Below are 24,675 nucleotides of genomic sequence, written 5' to 3' on the forward strand. Positions count from 1 at the left end.
CTTATTAACAATACTAAAAGCTTTTTAACAATGCTATGATTTTCCTTTTTTTAAACCCTCTAAAAACCTATTTTTGCGCCTTAAAAGTAACTCACTTAACATGCCAAACACACAACAACTAAAGGACTTAACTATACAAGTTCGAAGAGACATTTTAAGAATGGTACATAAAGTAAATTCTGGTCACCCAGGTGGTTCACTTGGTTGTGCCGAATTTTTTGTAGCACTCTACAATGAAATCATGGATAGAAACGAAGGTTTTAATATGGACGGAATTGAAGAAGATCTTTTCTTCTTATCAAATGGTCATATTTCTCCAGTTTATTATAGCGTTTTAGCTAGATCTGGATATTTCCCAGTAAAAGAACTTAACACCTTTAGACTTATTAATTCTAGATTACAAGGCCATCCAACAACTCACGAAGGTTTACCAGGAATAAGAATTGCTTCTGGCTCTTTAGGTCAAGGAATGTCTGTCGCTATTGGAGCAGCTCAAGCAAAAAAATTAAATAATGACAGTCATTTAATTTATAGTTTACATGGTGACGGTGAGCTACAAGAAGGTCAAAACTGGGAAGCCATTATGTATGCTTCAGCAAAAAAAGTAGATAATTTAATTGCTACCGTTGATTTAAACGGAAAGCAGATTGATGGCGCTACTGATGATGTATTAGCCATGGGAAATATAAAAGCTAAATTTGAAGCTTTTGATTGGACAGTTGTAGAAATAAAAGAAGGAAATGATATAGATGCTATTTTAAAAGGAATGGCTGAAGCTAAATCTAAAACAGGACAAGGAAAACCAGTTTGCGTTTTATTAGAAACAATGATGGGTAATGGCGTAGATTTTATGATGCATACTCATGCTTGGCATGGTAAAGCGCCAAACGATGAGCAATTAGCGTCTGCTTTAAGTCAAAACCCAGAAACTTTAGGTGATTACTAATTCAATAAACAAGAGAATGAAAACTTATACATATACAGAAAAAAAAGATACACGCTCTGGTTTTGGAGCTGGTTTAGCAGAATTAGGAAGAACTAACCCTAACGTTGTAGCATTATGTGCTGATTTAGTTGGGTCACTTAAAATGGATACATTCATTGAAGAAAATCCTGAGCGTTTTTTCCAAGTAGGAATTGCCGAAGCAAATATGATGGGAATTGCAGCTGGTTTAACTATTGGTGGTAAAATTCCTTTCACTGGAACATTTGCAAATTTCTCAACGGGTCGTGTTTACGACCAAATTCGTCAGTCTATTGCTTATTCAGGAAAAAATGTAAAAATTTGTGCTTCGCATGCTGGCTTAACACTTGGAGAGGATGGTGCTACACACCAAATTCTTGAGGATATAGGACTAATGAAAATGCTACCAGGAATGGTCGTTATTAACCCTTGTGATTATAACCAAACAAAAGCAGCTACACTTGCTATAGCAGAACATAATGGACCTGTGTATTTACGTTTTGGAAGACCTTCTGTACCTATTTTTACTTCAGTTGACCAAAAATTTGAAATTGGAAAAGCAGTTAAAATGACTGAAGGTAATGATGTAACTATAGTTGCCACAGGACATTTGGTTTGGGAAGCTCTTGAAGCGTCAAAGGCACTATTTGAAGAAGGTATATCTGCTGAAGTAATTAACATACACACCATTAAACCTTTGGATGAAGAAGCTATACTAAATTCTGTAGCAAAAACAAGATGCATTGTTACTGCCGAAGAGCATAACTACCTTGGAGGCTTAGGAGAAAGTGTATCGCGAGTATTAGCACTAAACAACCCAACACCACAGGAGTTTGTTGCAACTAACGATACATTTGGTGAGTCTGGAACACCTGCACAGCTTATGGAAAAATACGGACTTAACAGTACTGCTATCATTAAAAAAGCAAAAACTGTTATAGGTAGAAAATAACAGCAAATAATATATTTTATTAAAGGTTCTTTTATTGATTTAAAAGAACCTTTTTTTATAAATTAATTTTACTCGTAAAAAATAATATAGACTTGGCAACGTTTTTGATACATAAACATTTAAATCTTAAAACGAATATTATGAGAAAACTAATTTTATTAGTAGCACTAACAACCACTTGCACATTTGCTTTTGCGCAAAATGGATCATCCTTTGGAATAAAAGGTGGGTTAAACTATAACGCAAACGGTGATTATTTTGAGTCTATAGGTGATAACGCAAAACATCCTGATAGAAATATTGGCTATCATATTGGTCTGTTTGGTAAAATAGGTAATCAAGTATATTTTAGACCAGAAATAATGTACACTAAAACTAAAAGTGATTATGACAGTGATGATTTTACAATGGAAAAAATTGATGCTCCTTTATTGGTAGGAGTTAAAGTTTTAGGACCAATATCAGTTTTTGGAGGTCCTTCATTACAATACATTTTAGATACCGAATTTGATGGTATTTCTATTAATGATGTTAATAAAGATTTTACTGTTGGACTTAATTTTGGGATTGGTTTAAATCTCAATAAAATTGGTGTAGATTTACGTTATGAAAGAGGTTTTAATGATAACGAAGCAACCTTTATTAATAACAATGGGCTTGCAAGCACTAGTAGGATTGATACAAGGCCAGATCAATTAATATTGAGTTTTGCTGTAGCATTATAAATATAAATAAAAGAGCCGCTTCTTTAATTGAAGCGGCTCTTTTATTTTATTTTGTCACTGTCAAGATTAGGTGACATAAAATCGACTTAATTGTCAGAATAATCAATCTTTACTCCTTCGTCTAGATAATCAGGGACACCATTATTATCAGTATCTACTATAGTTCCTGTTTTGATAACAATTTTACCTTCACTATTAGGTTCAGTTCGGCTAATTTCAAATTCATTAAGTCCAAACGTAGGATCAGAATCTCCTTCATTTATTTCATACTCCTTAGGTTCCAATTCGTTAATAGTTAAAATACCATCGCCATCATCGTCAGGGTCTATATAATTGGCTACCGTATTATCATTAGTATCGTCATCTGCTACGTTTTTATTATCATTTAAATCTTCAACATAAGATGGAACACCATCGCCATCATGATCATTTACCGTATTTTGGAATACTTCAAACCTAAAAATTAAAGGTGAGTACTCAGGAATACCAGGGCTTATTCCAGAAAAATATCCTAAACCAGAAGGTAAGAACATAACACCTACACCTGAGTTATAATAGCTTACGGTACCATCGCCATTTTCTGTAAATGATTCTGCAACACCAAACTCTGGAATTGCTAAAGCCCATCCTCTAATTAGACCTGTTAAGTCAAAATCTACAGGGTTAACAGAACCATCAAACACACTTTCATCTAATAAATTACCCGAATAATTTAATCTAACAGTATCTGTAAAGTTTGGTTTTTCTCCTGCTCCTGGGTTTAATTCTAAAACGTAAAATTCGTAATCTGTATCAGAAAAAATAGTAGTTTTTCTCATATGGCTCAAACTATCTTTTAGTAGTACATGACCCTCTGGAACTGTTTCACCTTCTTCTAACTTAGTAATAACCAAATCGTTCATGGAAGCGTTTGGATTATTAACAAAAAACCCAGAATTATAATAATGCGTTTCAAAATAACCCAATAAAGAGTCGTTATCTATAATTTGTTGTTCTGCTCGATCAACTGTATTATCAGGAGGCGTTGGGTCGTCGTCATCTTCCGATTTGTTACAGGCATTAAACATTAATGATACACTAAAAAGTGCTAACAAATAATATCTAAATTTCATATTGCTAATTTTTTGTGCTGCAAGATACAATTTTATAATATTTTTGCATCATTACATTAACGTAGTTTTTACATTTTTATGCGAATTGATAAATACCTTTGGTGTGTTAGATATTACAAGACTAGAAACATTGCCACAACTGCTTGTAAAAAAGGGCATATAAAAGTAAACGAACAAGTAGTCAAGCCCAGTAGAGAGGTTTATCCAACCGATATCATAGAGCTTAGAAAAAACCAAATTAACTATAAGCTTGTTGTTAATGATATTCCTCCCAATAGGGTTGGTGCCAAACTTGTGGACATTTATAGAACCGATATTACACCTAAAGAAGCTTTTGAAGCCCAAGAACTATTAAAATACTCAAAAGATTATTACCGTAAAAAAGGCACTGGAAGACCTACCAAAAAAGATAGAAGAAATATAGAAGATTATTTAGACGACACTAATGACGATATTGAATAAAGCATTTTGGGAACAGAAGTATCTTGAAAATAAAACTGGCTGGGATATTGGAGACATATCTACACCATTAAAAAGCTATATAGATCAACTAACCAATAAAAATTTAAAAATACTAATTCCTGGTGCTGGCAATAGTTATGAAGCAGAATATTTATGGAAAAAAGGATTTAAAAATGTGTATGTCGTTGACATTGCAAAACAACCGCTCAAGAATTTAAAACAAAGACTACCTGACATTCCAAAGCAACAGCTCCTGAATAAAGACTTTTTTGATTTAAATGATTCGTTTGACTTAATAATAGAGCAAACCTTTTTTTGTGCCTTACAACCCAGCTTAAGAAAAAAATACGCAAAGAAAATGTACGAATTACTAAACTTAAACGGAAAAATAGCTGGACTTTTATTTGATTTTGAACTCAACAACGAAGGTCCTCCTTTTGGCGGAAGCAAAGCAGAGTATTTAAACCTATTTACACCTACTTTTTATATAAAAACTTTAAGAGAGTCTTATAATTCAATAAAACCAAGGCAAGGTAAAGAACTGTTTTTTATCTTTGAAAAAAATAATCAATAATGGCATTAGAGCAAAACAGTATTTTGTCGCATGACGAAATTAACCATAAAATTAAACGTATTGCATATCAAATTTACGAGTGCAACGTAGATGAAAAAGAAGTGATTTTAGCAGGAATTGAAAGCAATGGATATATTCTAGCTAAAAAACTAAAAACTGCTCTTAAAAAAATATCAAATATTGAGCCTTTGCTTTGCAAAGTAATCATTGATAAAAAAAATCCATTATCTGAAATTAAAACATCAATAACACCCAACGATTACACAAATAAATCCATAGTACTTATTGACGATGTTTTAAACTCAGGAACCACACTTGTATATGGTGTAAAGCATTTTTTAAATGTTCCTTTAAAACAGTTTAAAACGGCTGTTTTAGTTAATAGAAATCATAAAAAATATCCAGTAAAAGCAGATTTTAAAGGTATTTCATTATCAACTTCATTACATGAACATATAGAAATTAAACTTACAGGAAAAGTGTTTGAAGCAGTTTTAAAATAGCTTTGCAACAATGTCTTCGACTATGCTATCAACTGTAGCATTGTTAGTTTCAATAGTATAATTTGCTTGGTTATAAAATTGATTTCTTTCAAATAAGTGTTTACCTATAAATTCTTGTAATTCCTCATTTGATTTAACTCTGGTTAATAATGGTCGCTTTGATGGTTCATTTTCAAGGCGAGAAATAATTGTTTTTATACTAGCATTTAAATAGAAAGACACTACCCCTTTAGTGTTTTTAATTAAATCAAGGTTAGTTCCGTAACAGGGTGTACCCCCTCCTAGCGATAATACAATATCTTTGTTAGATGTTAATATTTCTTTTAGGTAATTTGTTTCAATTTTTCTAAAGTAAATCTCTCCAGAAGAATTAAAAATTTCAGTTATAGACTTTTCTTCCTTTTTTTCTATATAATCATCTAAATCAAAGAAATTATAATTTAATTTCTTTGCCAAAGACTTACCAATAAAAGACTTACCTGAAGCCATATATCCCATTAAAACTATAATCATTTTTTCTTTTTTAAATTGATTTTTAATGCTCTAGACATTACTGTTACAAAAAAACGAAATTTATCTAAAAAAGTATTGTATTATTAATTAAACATTTTATATTTGCACCCTCGTTAGAGAAAAACATCATGACCAGTTAGCTCAGTTGGTAGAGCATCTCCCTTTTAAGGAGAGGGTCCTGGGTTCGAGCCCCAGACTGGTCACAAAAAAGTTAAGCAATTTGCTTAACTTTTTTTATTTTTAAATACTTCAAAAAATTTGCGCACGTGGCGGAATTGGTAGACGCGCTAGCTTGAGGGGCTAGTAACCATTAGGTTGTGGAAGTTCGAGTCTTCTCGTGCGCACAAAATTTTCTTAAATTTTTATACTTTTTTTTATTTATACGATTTTTATACTTAATTTTGTTTAAGATAAATTAATTATCAATGAACAATATTAAAAATGATTTCAGTATAAAGGATCTTGAAAACCTATCAGGTATTAAAGCCCACACTATTAGAATTTGGGAAAAGCGATATAACCTTTTAAAGCCTGAAAGGACAGATACTAATATTAGGCATTACAGTATAGACAGCCTCCAAAAGCTATTAAATGTTGCCTATTTAAACAAAAATGGATATAAAATATCAAAAATTGCCAAACTAAAGAGCGACGAAATTCCTGCAAATGTGAGAGAAATTGCGTCAAGAGGCAGCGTAGAGCATCATGCTATTAATGCATTTAAAATGTCTATGTTAAATTTTGATCAAGTTCTTTTTTACAACACATACATGAATCTACTTGAAGCTCACACTTTTAGAGATATTTTTTATAATGTATTTATTCCTCTGTTAGAAGAAATAGGTTTACTATGGCAAACAAATACCATAACTCCAGCACACGAGCACTTTTTATCTATTCACATTAAGCAAAAAATATTACTAAATATAGAAAAGCTCCAAAACTTAGAACCTAAACCCTCAACAAAGACTTTTGTTTTGTATTTACCAGAAAATGAAATTCATGATATTGGGTTGCTTTTTGTAAATTACGAATTAAGAAGCAGAGGTTACCATACCATTTTTTTAGGAGAAAGTGTACCTATGAATAGCTTAAGCGATTTACTAACCTTTTTTGATGAAGTCACTTTTATTTCTTATTTTACTGTTAAGCCAGAAGATGATGATGTAATTAAGTACATTGAAGACTTTAAAAATAAAATTCTAAAAAAGGAACCAACTAAGTTATGGTTGTTAGGAAAAAAGCTGGCTTCAGTTGATATTACAAGTTATTCAGAAGATGTAATAGGATTTAAATCTATTAAAGATTTAGTTAAAGAATTGTAAAAAATTATAATTAAATTTCATTTTGTTTAACTTTTTTATATATTTGTTAAACAAATGAAAACAACTATACATATTATCGGTTCAGGTTTCTCTTCATTAGCCGCTTCTTGCTACTTGGCAAAAGCTGGTTATGATGTTACCATTTTTGAAAAAAACAGTACTATTGGTGGTCGTGCAAGACAACTAAAACGTGATGGTTTTACATTCGATATTGGACCAACTTGGTATTGGATGCCTGATGTTTTTGAACGCTTCTTTTCAGATTTTGACAAAAGACCATCAGACTATTATACTTTAGAAAAGCTTAATCCAGCTTATAGTGTCTATTTTGGTAAAGATGATTTCATCACCATAGAAGACACACTTGAAAAGATTTGTATAGCATTTGAAAAAGAAGAAAAAGGCAGTTCAAAAAAACTATTAAAGTTTATAAATCAAGCAAAAAGCAATTATGATATTGCTATTAAAGATTTGGTTTATAATCCAGGATTATCTCCTTTTGAACTTGTAACACCAAAAACCATTGGTAAATTAAATCAGTTTTTTAGCACTATAAAAAAAGATGTACGCAAAGAGTTTAACAACAATCGTTTGGCACAAATTTTAGAGTTCCCTGTACTCTTTCTTGGTGCAAAACCAAGCGCAACACCTTCTTTTTACAGTTTTATGAATTACGCTGATTTTGGCTTGGGAACGTTTCATCCAAAAAAAGGAATGTACCAAGTAATTCTTGCCATGGAAGCCTTGGCTTTATCATTAGGTGTTAAAATAAAAACTAACTCATCTATTGATAAAATATTAGTAAATAAAGCTGGGGAAGCAAAAGGTTTAAATTCAAATGGTGTTAACTACTATAGTGATTATGTGCTAAGTGGAGCAGATTATCACCATACAGAAACTTTACTTGACAAAGAATTTAGGCAGTATTCTGAATCTTATTGGGAAGCCAAGACCTTTGCACCTTCTTCACTCCTTTTTTATGTTGGCTTTGATAAAAAATTAAGAAATGTAAATCACCACACGCTATTTTTTGATGTCGATTTCGGATTGCATGCACAAGACATTTACGACAATGCAAAGTGGCCTGAAGATCCATTGTTTTATGCAAGTTTTCCAAGTATAACAGATGGTTCTTCAGCTCCAGAAGGAAAAGAAGCAGGTATTTTTCTTATTCCACTTGCACCAGGATTAGAAGACACACCTAAACTGAGAGAAACCTATTTCAATAAAATTATTAAACGATTTGAAACATTAACCTCGCAAAAGGTAAGTGACAGCATTTTGTTTAAAGAATCATATTGTGTGAACGATTTTATAAAAGACTATAACTCCTACAAAGGCAATGCTTACGGGATGGCCAACACACTATTGCAAACAGCATTTTTAAGACCTAAATTGAAAAGTAAAAAAGTAAAAAATCTATTTTTTACAGGACAACTTACAGTTCCTGGACCTGGAGTTCCACCTTCTTTAATTTCTGGAAAACTAGCCTCAGAACTAATCGTAAAAGACATTTCGACCAATAAAAAAATCACTACTAGAACACTAAAACAAAATGAAAACAATTTTTGATAACGTATCTTACGATTGTAGCAAAACTGTTACTAGAACTTACAGTACTTCTTTTTCATTAGCTACAAAAATGTTGTCTAAATCAATAAGGCAAGACATATATAACATCTACGGTTTTGTAAGATTTGCAGATGAAATTGTTGACTCTTTTCATGATTTCGACAAAGAAGAATTATTCGAAAAATTTGAAGCAGATTTAGAGCTAGCATTGGAACATAAGATTAGCTTAAACCCTATTTTAAATGCTTTTCAACACACATTCCATAATTATAACATTGATAAATCGATAGTAGATGCGTTTATGAATTCTATGCGAATGGATTTACATAAATCTACATACTTAACTGAAGAAGAATACAAAGCTTACATTTACGGTTCTGCCGATGTTGTTGGCTTAATGTGCCTAAAAGTGTTTGTGAAAGGTGATGAAGAAAAATATGATGAGCTTAAAGATACAGCCATGTCACTTGGTTCGGCATTTCAAAAGGTGAATTTTTTAAGAGACTTAAAAGCAGACCATGATGAGTTAAATAGAACTTACTTCCCCAATACCGACTTAATGAACCTTGATGAAGAGTCAAAACAGTTTATTATAGATGATATTGAGAATGACTTTGCTAAAGGCTTAGAAGGCATAAAAAAACTACCAATTGAAGCTAAATTTGGGGTTTTTATGGCTTATAGATATTATAGACAATTACTTAAAAAGCTAAAACGCACACCTGCTCTAGATATTAAAAGTTCAAGAATAAGAGTTCCTAATTACAAAAAATTAGAGCTTTTAACGAGGAGTTATGTAAAATTTCAATTAAATTTATTGTGAACTAAATTATGCAAACATTTTTCTGGATATTAATATTTTTTGGCACATTCTCCATAATGGAGTTTATGGCTTGGTTTACTCATAAATATGTGATGCATGGGTTTTTATGGCATTTACACAAAGACCATCATAAAAAAGACCATGATAGCTGGTTTGAGCGTAATGACTTTTTCTTTATTTTCTACGCTTTAGTGAGTATTACTTGCTTTTATTTATGGAATTATGAGAATATTTGGTATTGCTTACCTATAGGACTTGGTATTTTATCTTATGGAATTGCCTATTTTACTGTTCACGACATTTTTATTCACCAACGTTTTAAATTATTTAGAAATGCCAACAACTGGTATGCTCGTGGAGTAAGACGTGCACATAAAATTCATCATAAGCATCTTGGCAAAGACAAAGGTGAAAACTTTGGGATGCTCATAGTACCTTTTAAATACTTTAAAAAATAGGCTTAATTACTTCAATGACAAACAATCCCCATTTCGATTATATTATTATTGGAAATGGTTTAGCTGGTTTACAACTAGCACTAAAATTAACATCAGACACTTACTTTAGTGATAAACAAATTGCTTTGATCGATTCTTCAACGAAAAGTGATAATGATAAAACCTGGAGTTTTTGGGAAACTGAGAGTTCTTATTGGGACAACATTGTGCACAAATCATGGAATGAAGCTTCGGTTATTACTTCAAAAAAAAGAATTGATTTAAAACTTCAACCTTATACTTATAAAACCATTCGTGCTATAGATTTTTATAACGAGGTCATAACAAAACTAAAGCAGTACAACAATATTCATTTTATAATCGATAGAGTAGAATCTGTTAGTGAAAAAGACACTGTTACAGTAAGAACCAAAAAGCAAACATACGTTGCCAAACATGTTTTTGACAGTAGAGTTCATGAAGCCTTTTTAAACTCACCAAAGCATTGCATAATAATCACGCAACACTTTAAAGGTTGGGTTATTAAAACTCCTACTAACACTTTTAATGAGAATAAAATTACCATGATGGATTATCGGTTAAAAGATGGTAAGCAAACTACGTTTATGTATGTGTTACCATTTTCTAAAACTGAAGCCTTAGTTGAATTTACTTATTTTACTAAGCATTTAGTTGAAGACGGCACCTATGATTGTTTCTTAAAAAAATACATTAGCGACTATTTAAAAATTGATGATTACACCATTATTGAAACCGAAAGAGGCCAAATACCAATGACCAATTTTCCTTTTAACACTTATAACACAAAAGGAATAACAAAGATTGGCACAGGTGGTGGTTGGGTAAAGGGATCTACAGGATATTCGTTTAAACATACTGAGAAAAAAGTAGATAAAATAATTTCAAATATTAAGCAACATAAAACACCTTCAAGTAATTTATTTAAAAGAAAATATAGATTTTATGACAAAGTATTTTTAAAAGTCCTTAAAGATGAGAATGATAAAGGCGAATGGATTTTTCAACAATTTTACAGTAAAAATTCTATCCAAACTATGTTTCGCTTTTTAGATGAAGACTCTTCTCTTTATGAAGATATAAAAATAATGTGGTCGCTCTTTTCATGGAGCTTCATTAAAGCTTTTATCAAGACCCTTTAAGCATTTTATCTAATTGTTTTCTTATTGCATTGCTATTCCAGTTAGCTGCGCCTTTTTTATCAACCACAATGTAACCTTCTTTATCGATTATATAAGTTCTAGGGATGCTTCTTGGGTTAAAATCGTCAGGATACTTTGTCAATGGGTTAAAAACCTGAATATCATACCCTTTTTTATTAAGGAATTTTTTTATGGTTGCAGGAGATTCATCAGATACTAATAAAAACACAACATCATTTTTATAATCATTGTATAAATCTTGAATAGTACTAAACTCTGCTATACAAGGAGGACACCAAGTAGCCCATAAGTTTATAAATACCACCTTGCCTTTAGTATTGGTAAAATTTAGCTCTTTTCCATTTAAATCTCTTAACCTCCATGCTGAATAAGACACTTCTTTCCGATCTTCTTTTTTTACAACTGAAGGCCCTAATTTTGATAATACAGAATGTAATGCAATTTGAATAGGCTGTCTTGTTTGAGGCACGATAAGTAAGACTATAATTACTAAGAATATTATATCGCTTTTCTTGGGGGTTTTAAATTTCATAGATTTTTCACTAATGCCAATAAGTTCGCAAAATTAATTAAACCTTACAAAAAAGCGTTACCATATGTAAATGATAACGCTTTAAATTTATATAGTTAAGTAGCTTAATTCGAGACTACCTTTATAGTTAACATAGCTCTTCTATTTAAAGCTCTTCCTGCCTCAGTATCATTAGATGCTATTGGCTTGGTCTCACCTTCTCCTTTTACAGCTATTAATTCACGAGATAATCCTTTGGATACTAAGTAATCTTTAACCGCTTCAGCTCTTTCAACCGAAAGTTTATAATTATATTCTTTTGTACCAATATGGTCTCCATGGCCTTCTATTAAAATAGTATAGCTGGAGTTGGCAGTAATGGTAGAAACCTCGTCTAATACTCTTTGTGCTTGACTACTAATGTTAGAATTATCGAAAGCGAAATACACTAGTTTTTCAGTAACTACTGGCTCTATTACTTTCTTCTCTTCTGGGCACCCTTTATTTGTACCTTTTACATCTGGGCATTCATCAATGTTATCGGCATACCCATCACCATCAGAATCTTTACAACCCTTAAACTGTTTTAATCCAAAAACAGTAGGACAATCATCGTCTTTATCTGCTACACCATCGCCATCGGAATCTGGGCAACCTTTTAATGATACTAAACCTGGTACATCTGGACAATCATCTGTTTTATCTGGAACTCCATCGCCATCTCTATCTTTTTCTTTCTCTTCTACTTTTTTCTTAACATCTGCTTTGGTAAGATTAATGACCACACCAAAACTATGCTGCCAATGTTTTACAAGATACTCTTTAAACGAATGTTTATAGGTTGTTTGAAGGTTTAACCCAAAGTTTTTAGTAATCCAGTAATTAGCACCTACTGTTCCATTAAGGGTTGCTGCTCCTACTAATGCATCTTTATTTATTCCATTTGTAAAAATGTTGAACTGTCCTTGTTCAATCCAAGTATAGCCAGCTCCAGCACCAATAAAAGGTTTTAACTTACTTCGTTTAGACAAGCCTGAAAAATAATAATTAAACATTCCATCTATACCTAAATAAGTAAGTTTATCTACTTCAACTTTTGGAGATCCAGGAAATTCTCCCCATTTTTTTATTTTATTATAAGAACCTGCAACACTTACTGCCATATTATCTGATAAGTATTTTGATATTGTGATTTTTGGAAAGCTAATATTCCAATGATCTGTTAAATTAAAAAACTCATCAAAATAAGGTCCTTGTGGATTATTGTCTTCTCCTACTGGATAAACATCAACCGCATTGGCTTCAACATTTAATATCCAAGGTTTTTTCTTGGTTTGAGCAATTAAAGAATGTGTTCCTACAATTAAAAAGAGGGTAATTGTAAAAACTTTGTAATATTTTTTCATAGTAATTTAGTTTAATATTGATTAATTAGGCTCTAAAATAGCATAATATTACTACAATATTTATTTTTTATAAACTAAATAACATTTTTACTCTTTACCACAAAGCATCTCAATAGCTTGTCGCATAGGCACTTGAGCGCCATTAAAAAAAGCAATAACAAAAGCATCTTTAACCCCTTTCTCTATTACGCTTAAGCGAATAATTTCGGTCTCTACAAGTGTTTTGTAATCGCCTAGCCTAAATTTTGTGAGTTCATTTTCCTTTATCATATTAATCTCTCCTATATCTTGTAGAAAATCAAAATATGATAACTTAGGTGGGGTTTTATAGGCTCCTACCTGAACTTTAAACTCCAACCCTTTTACTTCTATTTGCCCATCTCGCTCCAATGCGGCAAAGTAGGCGTTAATCTCATCCAAGTCTTCAAAGCAATATGCAGAAACAACTTCTAATTCTTCTTCTTCTGGGCAACCTTTGAGCGTTCCTTTTACTTCAGGGCAGTCATCAATATTATCAGCATACCCATCGCCATCAGTATCTTTACAGCCATCAAATTCTTTAAATCCGTAAATATCTGGACAAGCATCATCTTTATCGGCAATACCATCACCATCAGCATCTGGGCATCCTTTTAATGTTTCTAAACCAGGTTGATCTGGGCATACATCGGTTTCATCTGGAATTCCATCTCCATCCCTATCTTTTATTTCTTCTTCCTTTTTCTTACTTTCTTTTTTGGCAAGATTAATTACCACACCAAGACTATGTTGCCAATGCTTAGCTAAATATTCTTTAAATGAATGTTTATAAGTCGTTTGAATATTTAAACCTATTCTATTATCAATCCAATAATTTGCACCAATAGCACCATTAACAGTTCCAGCTCCTACTAATTCATCTTTATTTATTCCATTGGAAAAAGTATTAAACCTACCTTGTTCTATCCATGTGTAACCAAATCCAACACCTATAAATGGTTTTAATTTACTAGGCTTAGACAATCCTGACAAAAAATAATTAAGCATTCCATCAACACCTATATAAGTAAGATTGTTTACCTTAACTTTTGGTGAATTAGGAAACTCTCCCCATTTTGTTAACTTGTTGTAAGATCCTGATAAATTGACAGAAAAATTATCTGATAAATATTTAGAAATTGTAAGCTTAGGAAAACTAATGTTCCAATGATCTGATACGTTAAAAAACTCATCAAAATATGGCCCTTGTGGATTCATATCTTCACCTACTGGATAAACATCAATGGCATTTATTTCAACACCTAACACCCAAGGTTTATTTTTTTCTTGAGCTAATAAAGATTGTGTTCCAATAATTAATAAAAAAATAATTGTGAGGGATTTGTAATAGTTTTTCATATAGATTAGCCTATTGTTGATTAATTAATTTTTATGAATATAGTAAAAACTATTAATTATTGGTCGTTAGTCTATCTAATTCATCTATAAACCTAAACTAAAACACCCAAGAAAAAAAGCATAGTCCCTAAAAATAGAAACTATGCTTTAATAACACAAAATAAATAAAAACCTAAATTTATCTTGCTGAAGTACCTAAAAACAGTACAACTAACTACAAAGTGAAAAAATAATTCACATTTTTTTTATAGTTTTTAAGCTTTCTTTATTTTTTAATTATAATAACATTAGTTGTTATCAACCATAATTGTAATCTTAATCATATCTGATATACTTGGAATACTAGCTGTATTATTCTCAACAACTACGTTTCCGTTTTCATCAGCACCTGTATCTGGACCTGATTGTCTAGGTGCTTGATTGTTTCCTGCGCCTACATACTCATCTGTTTCTGTACCAACATCTAATAATTGAGCTAAATTTGTAACATTGCCTGACACAGGAATTCCATTGTTAAATAATGAAATTTCGTCCAAAGCAATTACCCAGTCATTAGATTGAACTAGCATAAGTGCGATTGAAAGTGCATCTCCATTAGCAGCGTTAAAACTAAAAGAATAAGATTGACCTGGGAATATTGGACCAGGAGCTGATGCTCCATCTGGTGTATTATAAACATTAGTGAAACCAGAAACGTTCCCATCTTCTCCTAAGGCTTCCATTTCGGCTGAAGCACTACTACCAATTGTAAATAAAGTATTTTGACCAATATTATAAGCACCAGGTGCAAATGGCGACACTAAACCAGTATTTAAATCTAGATTATCAACTAACTCTGTATTAGCCCCATCTTCTGCTAGTCCTTCTAAACCTGAAGTCGCTACAGTATTTTCTTCAAAAATTGGTTTTTCACCATTACCGTGTATTGCCCATGCACCTGGAGCTAATGGCGTTGGTAAGACCGAAGACCCAGAAATATTTGAAAGAGTAAGTGTGAACTCTGTTCCGCCATCGTGAGCCAAACTTATGTTAATAACAGATTCGTTACTTGGATATACAAAACCATCACCAACATTAGAAACCAATCTTACGGTTCCATTTTCATCTATACCAGTGTTTGCTCCTGATTGTCTTGGAGCTTGATTTTCGCCTATACCAGGCTCTTCATTAACTTCGGTACCAGCATCCCAAAGATTAAACATGCTTGTAATATCTCCTGTTAAAGCTACTCCTTCTTGATCGTATAATGGAATTCCCATATCTGATGGAGCATAAAATAAATCGTTGGATTGTACAAACATTGTTGCTAATTGAAGAAAATGCCCTTTACCTGCATTGAAGGTAATAGTTTCGCTTTCGCCTGGTGATATAAATCCGGTACTTCCAGAATTAAAATTTCCTTTAGGCTGGAAAACATTTTCGATTAAAACGGTAAAATTAGATTCGTTAATTACAAATCCCGAATCATTATCATCATCGCTACAGGAAGCGAATAAAAGTACTGTGGCCAAAAGACCAAAAATTAATTTTTTCATAGTTTTTTTATTTTATTTTATTCTGCAAATGTCTTTATACAAAACCTAACATAATGTTAGCTACCTAACATTATGAAAAAAAATAAAAAAATTAAGCCGATGTTTTTAAAATACGAATCTCTTTTCGGTTAAAATCTATATACTTTTCCTCTTTTAATTCGTTTAAAAGTATATTAAGAGTGGGTCTTGAAGTACCTATTAATGACGCAATATCCTTTTGTGTATAAGGGTGTTTAATAACATGATCTCCTGTTTCTTGACAGTCGTAACCATAATCTGTACATAATTCATCTAAAAATTCTAAAAGCCTAGTTTTTGTGTCCTTAAACATCAACAACTGTAATCTACGTTCTAATTTTTTAAATTTCAGACCTATAAACTTATAAACTTTAAAGCTAAAGGTTTGGTTATTTCTCATCAAATCGTGCATTGTTGTTACACCAATTGGACATATAGATGTTGAATTATCAATTGATTGTGCAAACTCATCTCTAACACTATCTCCTAAAATTGCCTTTTCGCCAAATAGATCGCCCCTTGATAAAATGGCTTTAACAATTTCGTCCCCATTTTCATTGTAATACCCTATTTTGACTTTTCCTTTTTCAATAAGATATACTTTGTTAGCCGAATCTGTTTCAAAATAGATATAATCTTTTTTTTTATAGGCATCAAAATCGTGACCTTTTTTATATGTTTTAAATTTATGAGGACAAAGCACCTTAAACAGATCCACATCGTCAAAGAACCATAATGATTTCACTAGAAAATATTTTAAATTAGACTACGCCTAAAAAGTCGATTTAAATGGATGTTACTTACATTATTAACACAAAAAAGCTCTTAATTTCTTAAGAGCTTTTTTATATAATTTAGCTATAATTTAGCTTGCGTTTTCTTTCTTTATTAAGTTTAATGCCGACCCTTCGTTATACCAATCGATTTGAGATTGATTATACGTATGGTTTAATTTGATAACATCTTTACTGCCATTAGCATGTACTATTTCTAACGTTAGTTGTTTGTTAGGCGCAAATTCGTTTAAATCTAAAAAGTTAAATGTATCGTCTTCTTGTATTAAATCGTAGTCATTCTCGTTAGCAAAAGTCAATCCTAACATACCTTGCTTTTTAAGATTTGTTTCGTGGATACGTGCAAACGATTTTACTATAACAGCAGCAACACCTAGATGGCGAGGTTGCATAGCAGCATGTTCACGAGAAGATCCTTCACCGTAGTTATGGTCTCCTACAACTATAGATTTTATCCCAGCAGCTTTATAAGCCCTAGCAGTATCAGGAACTCCACCGTACTCTCCTGTTAATTGATTTTTAACAAAGTTTGTCTTTTTATTAAATGCGTTTACTGCACCAATTAAAGTATTATTAGCAATATTATCTAAATGTCCACGGAAACGTAACCAAGGCCCAGCCATTGAAATATGGTCGGTAGTACACTTTCCAAATGCTTTAATTAATAGTTTAGCTCCGTTTATTGAGTCACCAATTGGTGTAAAAGGCGTTAATAACTGTAACCTTTCTGAGTCTGTAGCTACATTAACTTCTACATTGCTTCCATCTTCCATTGGTGCCAAATAACCATTATCATCAACGTCGAAACCTTTAGGTGGTAATTCCCAACCTGTTGGTTCATCTAACATTACTTCTTCCCCATTTTCATTAATTAGGGTATCTGTCATAGGGTTAAAATCTAGACGACCTGCAATTGCAATAGCAGCTGTTATTTCTGGTGATGCCACAAATGCATGGGTATTTGGATTACCATCTGCACGTTTAGCAAAGTTTCTGTTAAATGAATGAACAATACTGTTTTTAGGTGCATTTTTAGGGTCTTCATAACGTGCCCATTGGCCTATACATGGTCCACATGCATTCGTGAAGATTTTAGCGTCTAATTTTTCAAATATCTCTAAGATTCCATCTCTTTCTGTTGTATATCTTACCATTTCAGAACCTGGATTAATTCCAAATTCTGCTTTAGTTTTTAAACCTTTATCCAAAGCTTGTTGTGCTACAGATGAAGCACGAGATAAATCTTCATAAGATGAATTTGTACAAGATCCTATCAATCCCCATTCTACTTTTAATGGCCAATCATTAGCTTTTGCCTTTTCATTCATTCTAGAACCAACTTGAGTAGATAAATCTGGAGTAAATGGTCCGTTTAATAATGGTCCTAGTTCAGATAAGTTAATGTCAATCACTTGATCGAAATACTGCTCAGGGTTAGCGTACACTTCTGCATCTGCAGTTAGATATTCTTTAACAGCATTTGCTGCATCAGCAACATCAGGTCTGTCAGTTGCACGTAAATAACGTTCCATAGATTCGTCATATCCAAACGTAGATGTTGTTGCTCCAATTTCGGCTCCCATATTACAAATAGTGCCTTTACCAGTACAAGACATAGCTGTTGCACCTGGTCCAAAATATTCTACAATTGCTCCAGTTCCTCCTTTAACAGTTAAAATATCTGCAACTTTCAAAATCACATCTTTAGGTGCAGTCCATCCAGATAATTTTCCTGTTAATCTTACACCAATTAATTTAGGAAATTTCAATTCCCATGCCATTCCAGCCATAACATCAACAGCATCTGCTCCTCCAACGCCTATAGCAACCATTCCTAGTCCACCAGCATTTACTGTATGTGAATCGGTTCCAATCATCATTCCTCCTGGAAATGCATAATTTTCTAATACTACTTGATGAATAATTCCTGCTCCTGGTTTCCAGAAACCAATACCATATTTATTTGATACAGACTCCAAAAAATTAAACACCTCATTACTAGTATTCATTGCATGTTGCAAATCTGAAGATGCTCCGTTTTTTGCTTGAATTAGATGGTCACAATGAACTGTAGTAGGCACAGAAACTTTGTTTTTTCCTGCCTGCATAAATTGTAATAATGCCATTTGAGCTGTTGCGTCTTGACATGCAACTCTATCTGGTGCAAAATTGACATAATCTTTTCCTCTTTCAAATGCTTTTGTAGGATTTCCATCCCATAGATGAGAGTATAATATTTTTTCAGAAAGGGTTAATGGTTTACCAACTATTTCACGAGCTTTATCAACACGTTCTGCTATTTGGCTATACACCTTTTTTATCATATCAATATCAAATGCCATATAATTTGTATTTTAATTTTTAATCTATTTTACAATGACGCAAAAGTACAAAATATTAGTATATTTTAAAATATACACAACGAAATAGAGTAATTACTAAATATAATTCAAAAAAATAGATTTTTTTAATTAAATTTTTATTGAATCAATAATTTTGGTATTGAAAAAATAATAAATTAACAAAATTAAGGTGAGTGCTTAGGATAATAATTTGAGTTAAAACAGGCTTTTAATAATCTGTTCTTCGGTAATTCCTTCTGCCTCTGCTTTATAGTTTTTTATAATTCTATGGCGCAGAATACTATTTGCCACAGCCTGAACATTCTCTATATCTGGCGAAAATTTTCCATTAATAGCAGCATGAGTTTTGGCTGCTAATATTAAATTTTGAGACGCTCTTGGTCCAGCTCCCCAATCAATATATTGTTTAACTAAATCTGGAGCAGTGTTGCTGTCTGGTCTTGTTTTACCTACCATACGTACAGCATATTCAATAACATTATCTGCTACAGGAATGCGTCTTATAACATGTTGGAAGTCTATAATTTCCTTAGCTGAGAATAGCGAATTTACTGTAGCCATCTCATCAGTAGTGGTAGATTTTACTACTTGAACTTCTTCTTCAAATGAAGGGTATTTTAGGTTTACTGCAAACATAAAACGGTCTAATTGCGCTTCTGGTAATGGATATGTTCCTTCTTGCTCAATTGGGTTTTGTGTAGCTAGTACAAAATATGGTAGGTCTAATTTATAATGGTGTCCTGCAACTGTAACCGCACGTTCTTGCATGGCTTCTAATAATGCTGCTTGGGTTTTAGGAGGTGTTCGGTTAATTTCATCTGCTAAAATAATATTAGCAAAAATTGGTCCTTTAATAAATTTAAAATGTCTGTCTTCATCTAGTATTTCACTACCAAGAATATCACTTGGCATTAAATCTGGTGTGAATTGAATACGTTTAAAATCTAAACCTAAAGCCTGTGCAATAGTATTTACCATTAAGGTCTTAGCTAGTCCTGGAACACCTATTAATAAGGAATGACCTCCAGAAAAAACCGATATTAATATTTGATCTACAACATCTTGTTGACCAACAATTACTTTAGCAATTTCATTTTTTAAATCCTTGTATCTAACTACAAGTTGTTCAATAGCAGCAACATCAGACATAAATTAATTTTCTTCTTTTTTTAACCAATTAGCTTCAAAATTGCACTCACGATGTTCGCCATTAATTTTTATGTAAGTCTCCATAATTTTTTCTTTTTGCCACTTACCTATAACTTTTAATTGCTTATCGTATAAAGCCAATTCTTTAATTTTAAGGTAATCTTTAGCAAAATCTGCTTCGTGCTCATCAATCCTATCGGTAACTGTTAGTATTTTAAACTTTACTTGATTTACTAAATCACTCTCAGAATATACTGGGCTAACTTCTCCATTTTTTAAATCTTGTACTTGCACATAAAGCTCAGGATCTATTTTTGTGAGTGGAAATACATAATCGCGTGTTTCAGGGTTTATTAACTGGCCCCCTTCAAACTTGGTTTCTTCTTCATCACTTACTTCTAAAGCAGCATCGGCAAACGCTATGTCTCCTGCTATAATTTTTTCTCTTACTTTTTCAATTTCTTCTTTTGCTTTTGCAATAGCATCGTTTGTTACTTTAGGTTTTAACAAAATGTGTCTTACATCGTATTCTTGACCTCTAATTTTTTCTAGTTGAATAATATGGTAACCATATTCTGTTTTAAATGGCTTTGAGATTTCACCTTCCTCTAGCGAAAATGCTACTTCTCTAAACTCTTTAACCATTTGCGGGCGCTTCTTATTTAAGCTATATTTACCTCCATTACGTTTAGAGCCTTCATCTTCTGAATACAATACAGCCTTGGTCGTAAAGCTAGCTCCATTTTCTAACACGTCTGTTCTAAACTCATTTAATTGGTCAATTACTTTTTGTTCTTCTTCTGGTGTAGTTTCTGGTATTACCACTATTTGTGCTAAACGCAACTCAGTACCAATCATTGGTGGTTCTGCTTTTAACTCTCGGTTATAGAATTGTCTTACCTCTTCTGGTGTCACCTCAACTTCTTCAATTACTTTTTGCTGCATCATTTGCACCATTCTCTGGTCTCTATTAGCTGCAAACATTTCATCACGTAATTCTTGTTCAGAATCTTTTTTATAAAATGCCAGTAATTTTTCCATACTACCAATTTGTTGAACAAATGCATTTAATTGCTGATCTACATTTAAACTTATTTCGGCATCATTAATTACAATACTATCTTGTATAGAGTGATGCATGTATAGTTTTTCTTCGAGTAATGATCCAAAAATTTCACATCTGGTTTGACCTTCTAACGATTGTCCTGCAGCTCTTGCTTGTTCTATACGCTTATCAATATCAGAATCTAATACAACATAATCGCCTATTACAGCAGCTACTCCATCTAATTTGATACGCTGTGAAGGATCAATATTTTTTTCAACTTTTTTCTCCTCCTGCTTTTCTTCAATAATTTCTTGCGCCATTGTTGTAAACGACGATAGCATTAATATGCTTAATACAAAATATTTCACTTTAGTTAAAAATTTCAAATTGTTTGTTTTTAATTGCATCCTTTGTGATGTCTTTTTCTAATTCTTTAATAAACTCTAACTTTCGTTTATTGATAACGATTTGCTTAATTGTTGGCATTACAAATTCTATTGGTGCGTTTTCGTTACGCAACAGCACATTATTTGTATGCATCAAATATAAACCTAATGAATCTTTGAGCTGTATAAAATTAGATTTTTTTAACAGTTCTTTTTTATTTTCTGCATTTATTGCAGGAATTTTTAAAATTGCTTGATTTGCTCTTATCCAGATGGAGTCGTTTAACGAATAGGATTTAAACTGAATAGCTATAGAATCTAACACTTTTTTGTCTTCATCGTTAAATCGTTTAAATCGTTTTTCAATATCGCTAAGATTAGCAATGTTTTCGTTTATATTTATGTATCTAAACTTGATGAGTTCTTCATTAAGCTTAAAGGTTTCTTGGTTTCTTTGGTAAACATCTTTAGCTTCTTGTTGAGATACAGTGGTATCTATACTACGAGCTACTAAAGCTTCTAAATATGCTTTAATAAACAAATCGTTTTTATACTGCTCAATTAAATCATTAAATTCTTCTTGCTTGTCCTGAGATAAATTTAATCGTGCTCCATCCATTAACAATTGTTGAGTTGCCCAATTATTTATATAGTTGTTTACACGCAGTGTACTGTCTGCCTTAGATGTTGTTTCTGTTATAAGGTTTTCTATATCACTTTTATACAAGTAAGTATCATTAACTCTTGCTACTGCATCTTCTTCTTGAGGTTTTTTTAAAAAGTCGCAAGAAGCTAAAAATACAATCAATAAAAAGGGTAATATGATAGTTTTACTTCGCAATTAATTGATAATTTGTTCTTTAATATTTTGTAATGCTTGTTGGTTGATAGTGACTTTATACTTACGTTTTAAATTATCAATCCAGTTTTTTTCTAATTCTTGTTGATAATCATTAATGATTACACCTCTTACCTCATCTAAGGGTTTATAAGATTCTGGAATTAATTTAGAAACTTTCACCAAATAATAAGCATTGTTTTGATAGTAAACTTTAGAAACTCCTTCTTTAAACTCAAAATTAGTAGGTAATGCTTGATGGTTTGCTGCAAAAATTCCAGAAGTAACTATCACGTTTTGCTCTCCATTACCATTTAATGCTTGTTTAATCTCCTCAACAGGTTTATCATCTTTAAACATTTGTCGCACTTTTTCGATGTCTTTTTCTTTAGATGTTGTTGCAACAGCAGCCTCTACTCTAGTTTTCCATTTATAGTTTTCTTTGTTTTTATTGTAAAACGATTCAATTCCTAGGGTGTCACTTTTTGCTGCATCCCAAATTTTAGTTTCCATTAAATCGAATAATAACAAACCTTCTCTATATTCATTTAAAATTTGAGCAAATTCTTCGTTTACGTTTTCAAGGTTATCTTCATGATAACTTAAAACACATGTATTTAAAAAACTTTCGTAAGCATCATCAACTATTTGCTCGAAGGATTTTCCTTTAACATCTCCTTTTTGTTGTGAACGCAATACACTCGCAAAATCTTTATAGTTCCAATTTTTGTTACCTATTGTTAAAATAGTTTTTTCCTTACTAAAGCCTTCTGGAAGTTGCCATTTTCTATTGTAAAAATCATCATTTAAAATAGAAATAAAATAGGCTCTAGCAGTATTTTCATTACTTACATTATACTGTTTTTTAAGTTTATTTTGCATAGACGTATTAATAAGTTTTGAACGCGAATCTCTACTTACTTTATTTTCTAACTCGTAACGCATATCTTCAAAACTTCCAACAGGTTTAATGCTATAACGTTTTACAATATGCCAACCATATTCCGATTGAAAAGGCTTAGAGATTGCTCCATCTTCTTGTATACCAAAAGCGGTGTCTTCAAAAACCGTCGAACTTAGTTGTCCACTAGTAAAAGGTGCCAGCTTACCTCCTTTGCTTGCTGAACTTCTATCTTCTGAAAATTGTTTTGCTAACGATTCAAATTCTTGGCCTTGTTCTAAAAGCTTATATATTTCTTTAATTCTAGTTTCTGGATCTTCGGTTGTTTCCTTGTTATTATTTGAAATCATGATATGTCCAGCTGTTATTTCACCTCTAGATTTACGTTTATCAAACACTTTAACGATATGATAACCAAATTGCGTTCTAAAGGGCATTGACACTTCTCCAACAGACGTTTTATATGCTTCGTTTTCAAAATCATATACCATTTTAAAAACAGAAAAATAACCTAAATCTTCAACCAAAATAGTATTACCATTATGAAGCTCTTTTTGCAGGCTATTAAAATCTTCGTTTTTAAAACGTTCTCTTAAATCTATAAGTCTATTGTAAACTTCTACAGTATCCTTATTTGAAGGTTCTAGTCGAAATAAAATATGTTTAGCATTAATATCGTAATTAGCTCTACTATAAGCCTCTTTTACTAAGGCTTCAGTAACCTCATTATCGACAAGGTAATTTTTAGCTAGCTGCTTCTTATACCCTTCTAGTTCTCTAATATATTGAGGTTTTTTATGAAAATCTAAAGCTCTAGCTTCAACAAGCTTTAATTTATAGTTAATGAATAGTGTTAAGTACTGATCGATGTCTTTTTGTGACTCATCTTTAACTAAATCCAAATTTTTTTTATAAACTCTCACAAATTCTGATGCAGGCACAGGGTTATTGTCCACTGTAAACAACACATCTTTATTGTTTGATTGAGCAGAAATAAAAAAAGAAAAAAAGAAAAAAACACATGTCGAATATATATATGTTTTCATAAGATATGGGCTTTTATTGAATTGTAGCAAAAATAATATATTTAAAGGATTAAACAAGTACTACCTTAACGACAACAAACTAGTATTAGTGCTTATAAACTATATTATTTTTATTTATAAAAAATGTAGTCTATCTTTA

At 31.9% G+C, this 24,675-nt stretch carries 23 protein-coding genes and 2 tRNA genes; 13 read left to right on the forward strand and 12 right to left on the reverse strand.

The genetic code is table 11. The features are described from left to right. The first annotated feature begins 100 nt into the window (after window positions 1-100). From E5167_RS14495 to E5167_RS14505, 3 genes are all read left to right on the forward strand, one after another. Window positions 101-946 (forward strand): transketolase, encoded by an 846-nt coding sequence (locus tag E5167_RS14495; protein ID WP_136844886.1) that lies wholly within the window; start codon window positions 101-103, stop codon window positions 944-946. A 16-nt stretch (window positions 947-962) separates the two neighbouring features. After that, complete coding sequence (locus tag E5167_RS14500) at window positions 963-1,916, forward strand: transketolase family protein (RefSeq protein WP_136844887.1); 954 nt, start codon at window positions 963-965, stop codon at window positions 1,914-1,916. 140 nt (window positions 1,917-2,056) lie between these two features. Next, the gene (locus E5167_RS14505) at window positions 2,057-2,641 is read left to right on the forward strand and encodes a porin family protein (RefSeq protein ID WP_136844888.1); all 585 of its coding nucleotides are present in this window, start codon (window positions 2,057-2,059) and stop codon (window positions 2,639-2,641) included. A gap of 86 nt (window positions 2,642-2,727) precedes the next feature. On the opposite strand, the gene E5167_RS14510 is transcribed toward E5167_RS14505, so the two are convergent. Then, complete coding sequence (locus E5167_RS14510) at window positions 2,728-3,753, reverse strand: FKBP-type peptidyl-prolyl cis-trans isomerase (protein ID WP_136844889.1); 1,026 nt, start codon at window positions 3,751-3,753, stop codon at window positions 2,728-2,730. Window positions 3,754-3,831: 78 nt separating this feature from the next. On the opposite strand from E5167_RS14510, the gene E5167_RS14515 reads away from it, so the two are divergent. The 3 genes from E5167_RS14515 to E5167_RS14525 are packed head-to-tail and all read left to right on the forward strand — an operon-like array spanning window position 3,832 to window position 5,292. Further along, window positions 3,832-4,215 (forward strand): RNA-binding S4 domain-containing protein, encoded by a 384-nt coding sequence (locus tag E5167_RS14515; protein WP_136844890.1) that lies wholly within the window; start codon window positions 3,832-3,834, stop codon window positions 4,213-4,215. Further along, on the forward strand, window positions 4,199-4,789 hold the full coding sequence (locus tag E5167_RS14520; protein WP_136844891.1) for a methyltransferase domain-containing protein: 591 nt from the start codon (window positions 4,199-4,201) through the stop codon (window positions 4,787-4,789). The genes E5167_RS14515 and E5167_RS14520 overlap by 17 nt, the downstream gene beginning before the upstream one ends. Next, window positions 4,789-5,292, forward strand: a complete 504-nt coding sequence (locus E5167_RS14525) for a phosphoribosyltransferase family protein (protein ID WP_136844892.1) — start codon at window positions 4,789-4,791, stop codon at window positions 5,290-5,292. Before E5167_RS14520 ends, E5167_RS14525 begins: the two co-directional genes overlap by 1 nt. Here E5167_RS14525 and E5167_RS14530 read toward each other — a convergent pair. Then, window positions 5,284-5,805 carry a shikimate kinase gene (locus E5167_RS14530; protein WP_136844893.1) on the reverse strand — a complete coding sequence of 174 codons (522 nt, stop codon included), beginning with the start codon at window positions 5,803-5,805 and terminating at the stop codon, window positions 5,284-5,286. The two genes, E5167_RS14525 and E5167_RS14530, sit on opposite strands and share 9 nt — an antisense overlap. Window positions 5,806-5,935: 130 nt before the next feature. Here E5167_RS14530 and E5167_RS14535 point away from each other — a divergent pair. From E5167_RS14535 to E5167_RS14565, 7 genes are all read left to right on the forward strand, one after another. Further along, window positions 5,936-6,008, forward strand: a tRNA-Lys gene (locus tag E5167_RS14535). Window positions 6,009-6,065: 57 nt separating this feature from the next. Further along, window positions 6,066-6,149 (forward strand) — tRNA-Leu (locus E5167_RS14540). Window positions 6,150-6,230: 81 nt separating this feature from the next. After that, entirely contained in the window at window positions 6,231-7,130 is a 900-nt protein-coding gene (locus E5167_RS14545; RefSeq protein ID WP_136844894.1) for a MerR family transcriptional regulator, read from the forward strand. A 54-nt stretch (window positions 7,131-7,184) separates the two neighbouring features. After that, window positions 7,185-8,702, forward strand: coding sequence for a phytoene desaturase family protein (locus tag E5167_RS14550; protein WP_136844895.1), 1,518 nt, complete (start codon window positions 7,185-7,187; stop codon window positions 8,700-8,702). Beyond that, the gene (locus E5167_RS14555) at window positions 8,686-9,525 is read left to right on the forward strand and encodes a phytoene/squalene synthase family protein (RefSeq protein WP_136844896.1); all 840 of its coding nucleotides are present in this window, start codon (window positions 8,686-8,688) and stop codon (window positions 9,523-9,525) included. The genes E5167_RS14550 and E5167_RS14555 overlap by 17 nt, the downstream gene beginning before the upstream one ends. 8 nt (window positions 9,526-9,533) lie before the next feature. Further along, a complete protein-coding gene (locus tag E5167_RS14560; protein WP_136844897.1) occupies window positions 9,534-9,983 on the forward strand; it encodes a sterol desaturase family protein in 450 nt (149 codons plus the stop codon). Between the two features lie 14 nt (window positions 9,984-9,997). Continuing rightward, window positions 9,998-11,143, forward strand: coding sequence for a lycopene cyclase family protein (locus E5167_RS14565; RefSeq protein ID WP_136844898.1), 1,146 nt, complete (start codon window positions 9,998-10,000; stop codon window positions 11,141-11,143). Here E5167_RS14565 and E5167_RS14570 read toward each other — a convergent pair. From E5167_RS14570 to E5167_RS14615, 10 genes are all read right to left on the reverse strand, one after another. Then, a complete protein-coding gene (locus E5167_RS14570) occupies window positions 11,130-11,696 on the reverse strand; it encodes a TlpA family protein disulfide reductase (protein WP_136844899.1) in 567 nt (188 codons plus the stop codon). The genes E5167_RS14565 and E5167_RS14570 overlap by 14 nt on opposite strands. Window positions 11,697-11,800: 104 nt before the next feature. Then, a complete protein-coding gene (locus E5167_RS14575) occupies window positions 11,801-13,081 on the reverse strand; it encodes an OmpA family protein (protein ID WP_136844900.1) in 1,281 nt (426 codons plus the stop codon). Between the two features lie 87 nt (window positions 13,082-13,168). Continuing rightward, a complete protein-coding gene (locus E5167_RS15490) occupies window positions 13,169-14,458 on the reverse strand; it encodes a thrombospondin type 3 repeat-containing protein (RefSeq protein ID WP_136844901.1) in 1,290 nt (429 codons plus the stop codon). 287 nt (window positions 14,459-14,745) lie between these two features. Further along, window positions 14,746-15,993 (reverse strand): spondin domain-containing protein, encoded by a 1,248-nt coding sequence (locus tag E5167_RS14585; RefSeq protein WP_136844902.1) that lies wholly within the window; start codon window positions 15,991-15,993, stop codon window positions 14,746-14,748. 91 nt (window positions 15,994-16,084) lie between these two features. Then, entirely contained in the window at window positions 16,085-16,756 is a 672-nt protein-coding gene (locus tag E5167_RS14590; RefSeq protein ID WP_136844903.1) for a Crp/Fnr family transcriptional regulator, read from the reverse strand. Between the two features lie 120 nt (window positions 16,757-16,876). Beyond that, on the reverse strand, window positions 16,877-19,147 hold the full coding sequence (locus E5167_RS14595; protein ID WP_136844904.1) for an aconitate hydratase: 2,271 nt from the start codon (window positions 19,145-19,147) through the stop codon (window positions 16,877-16,879). A 216-nt stretch (window positions 19,148-19,363) separates the two neighbouring features. Then, window positions 19,364-20,317: an AAA family ATPase gene (locus E5167_RS14600; protein WP_136844905.1), complete on the reverse strand. Its 954-nt coding sequence runs from the start codon at window positions 20,315-20,317 to the stop codon at window positions 19,364-19,366. A 3-nt stretch (window positions 20,318-20,320) separates the two neighbouring features. Continuing rightward, the gene (locus tag E5167_RS14605; protein ID WP_317130394.1) at window positions 20,321-21,751 is read right to left on the reverse strand and encodes a peptidylprolyl isomerase; all 1,431 of its coding nucleotides are present in this window, start codon (window positions 21,749-21,751) and stop codon (window positions 20,321-20,323) included. Then, the gene (locus E5167_RS14610) at window positions 21,735-22,592 is read right to left on the reverse strand and encodes a peptidyl-prolyl cis-trans isomerase (protein WP_136844907.1); all 858 of its coding nucleotides are present in this window, start codon (window positions 22,590-22,592) and stop codon (window positions 21,735-21,737) included. Before E5167_RS14610 ends, E5167_RS14605 begins: the two co-directional genes overlap by 17 nt. Beyond that, on the reverse strand, window positions 22,593-24,536 hold the full coding sequence (locus E5167_RS14615) for a peptidylprolyl isomerase (RefSeq protein WP_136844908.1): 1,944 nt from the start codon (window positions 24,534-24,536) through the stop codon (window positions 22,593-22,595). Window positions 24,537-24,675: the final 139 nt, after the last annotated feature.

The sequence above is a fragment of the Pontimicrobium aquaticum genome (assembly GCF_005047595.1).
Lineage (GTDB): Bacteria > Bacteroidota > Bacteroidia > Flavobacteriales > Flavobacteriaceae > Pontimicrobium > Pontimicrobium aquaticum.

Bases quoted from the DNA above. Each gene is read 5' to 3' on its own strand.
- E5167_RS14495 (WP_136844886.1), top strand. From the start codon at position 101: ATGCCAAACACACAACAACTAAAGGACTTAACTATACAAGTTCGAAGA.
- E5167_RS14500 (WP_136844887.1), top strand. From the start codon at position 963: ATGAAAACTTATACATATACAGAAAAAAAAGATACACGCTCTGGTTTT.
- E5167_RS14505 (WP_136844888.1), top strand. From the start codon at position 2,057: ATGAGAAAACTAATTTTATTAGTAGCACTAACAACCACTTGCACATTT.
- E5167_RS14510 (WP_136844889.1), bottom strand. From the start codon at position 3,753: ATGAAATTTAGATATTATTTGTTAGCACTTTTTAGTGTATCATTAATG.
- E5167_RS14515 (WP_136844890.1), top strand. From the start codon at position 3,832: ATGCGAATTGATAAATACCTTTGGTGTGTTAGATATTACAAGACTAGA.
- E5167_RS14520 (WP_136844891.1), top strand. From the start codon at position 4,199: ATGACGATATTGAATAAAGCATTTTGGGAACAGAAGTATCTTGAAAAT.
- E5167_RS14525 (WP_136844892.1), top strand. From the start codon at position 4,789: ATGGCATTAGAGCAAAACAGTATTTTGTCGCATGACGAAATTAACCAT.
- E5167_RS14530 (WP_136844893.1), bottom strand. From the start codon at position 5,805: ATGATTATAGTTTTAATGGGATATATGGCTTCAGGTAAGTCTTTTATT.
- E5167_RS14545 (WP_136844894.1), top strand. From the start codon at position 6,231: ATGAACAATATTAAAAATGATTTCAGTATAAAGGATCTTGAAAACCTA.
- E5167_RS14550 (WP_136844895.1), top strand. From the start codon at position 7,185: ATGAAAACAACTATACATATTATCGGTTCAGGTTTCTCTTCATTAGCC.
- E5167_RS14555 (WP_136844896.1), top strand. From the start codon at position 8,686: ATGAAAACAATTTTTGATAACGTATCTTACGATTGTAGCAAAACTGTT.
- E5167_RS14560 (WP_136844897.1), top strand. From the start codon at position 9,534: ATGCAAACATTTTTCTGGATATTAATATTTTTTGGCACATTCTCCATA.
- E5167_RS14565 (WP_136844898.1), top strand. From the start codon at position 9,998: ATGACAAACAATCCCCATTTCGATTATATTATTATTGGAAATGGTTTA.
- E5167_RS14570 (WP_136844899.1), bottom strand. From the start codon at position 11,696: ATGAAATTTAAAACCCCCAAGAAAAGCGATATAATATTCTTAGTAATT.
- E5167_RS14575 (WP_136844900.1), bottom strand. From the start codon at position 13,081: ATGAAAAAATATTACAAAGTTTTTACAATTACCCTCTTTTTAATTGTA.
- E5167_RS15490 (WP_136844901.1), bottom strand. From the start codon at position 14,458: ATGAAAAACTATTACAAATCCCTCACAATTATTTTTTTATTAATTATT.
- E5167_RS14585 (WP_136844902.1), bottom strand. From the start codon at position 15,993: ATGAAAAAATTAATTTTTGGTCTTTTGGCCACAGTACTTTTATTCGCT.
- E5167_RS14595 (WP_136844904.1), bottom strand. From the start codon at position 19,147: ATGGCATTTGATATTGATATGATAAAAAAGGTGTATAGCCAAATAGCA.
- E5167_RS14600 (WP_136844905.1), bottom strand. From the start codon at position 20,317: ATGTCTGATGTTGCTGCTATTGAACAACTTGTAGTTAGATACAAGGAT.
- E5167_RS14615 (WP_136844908.1), bottom strand. From the start codon at position 24,536: ATGAAAACATATATATATTCGACATGTGTTTTTTTCTTTTTTTCTTTT.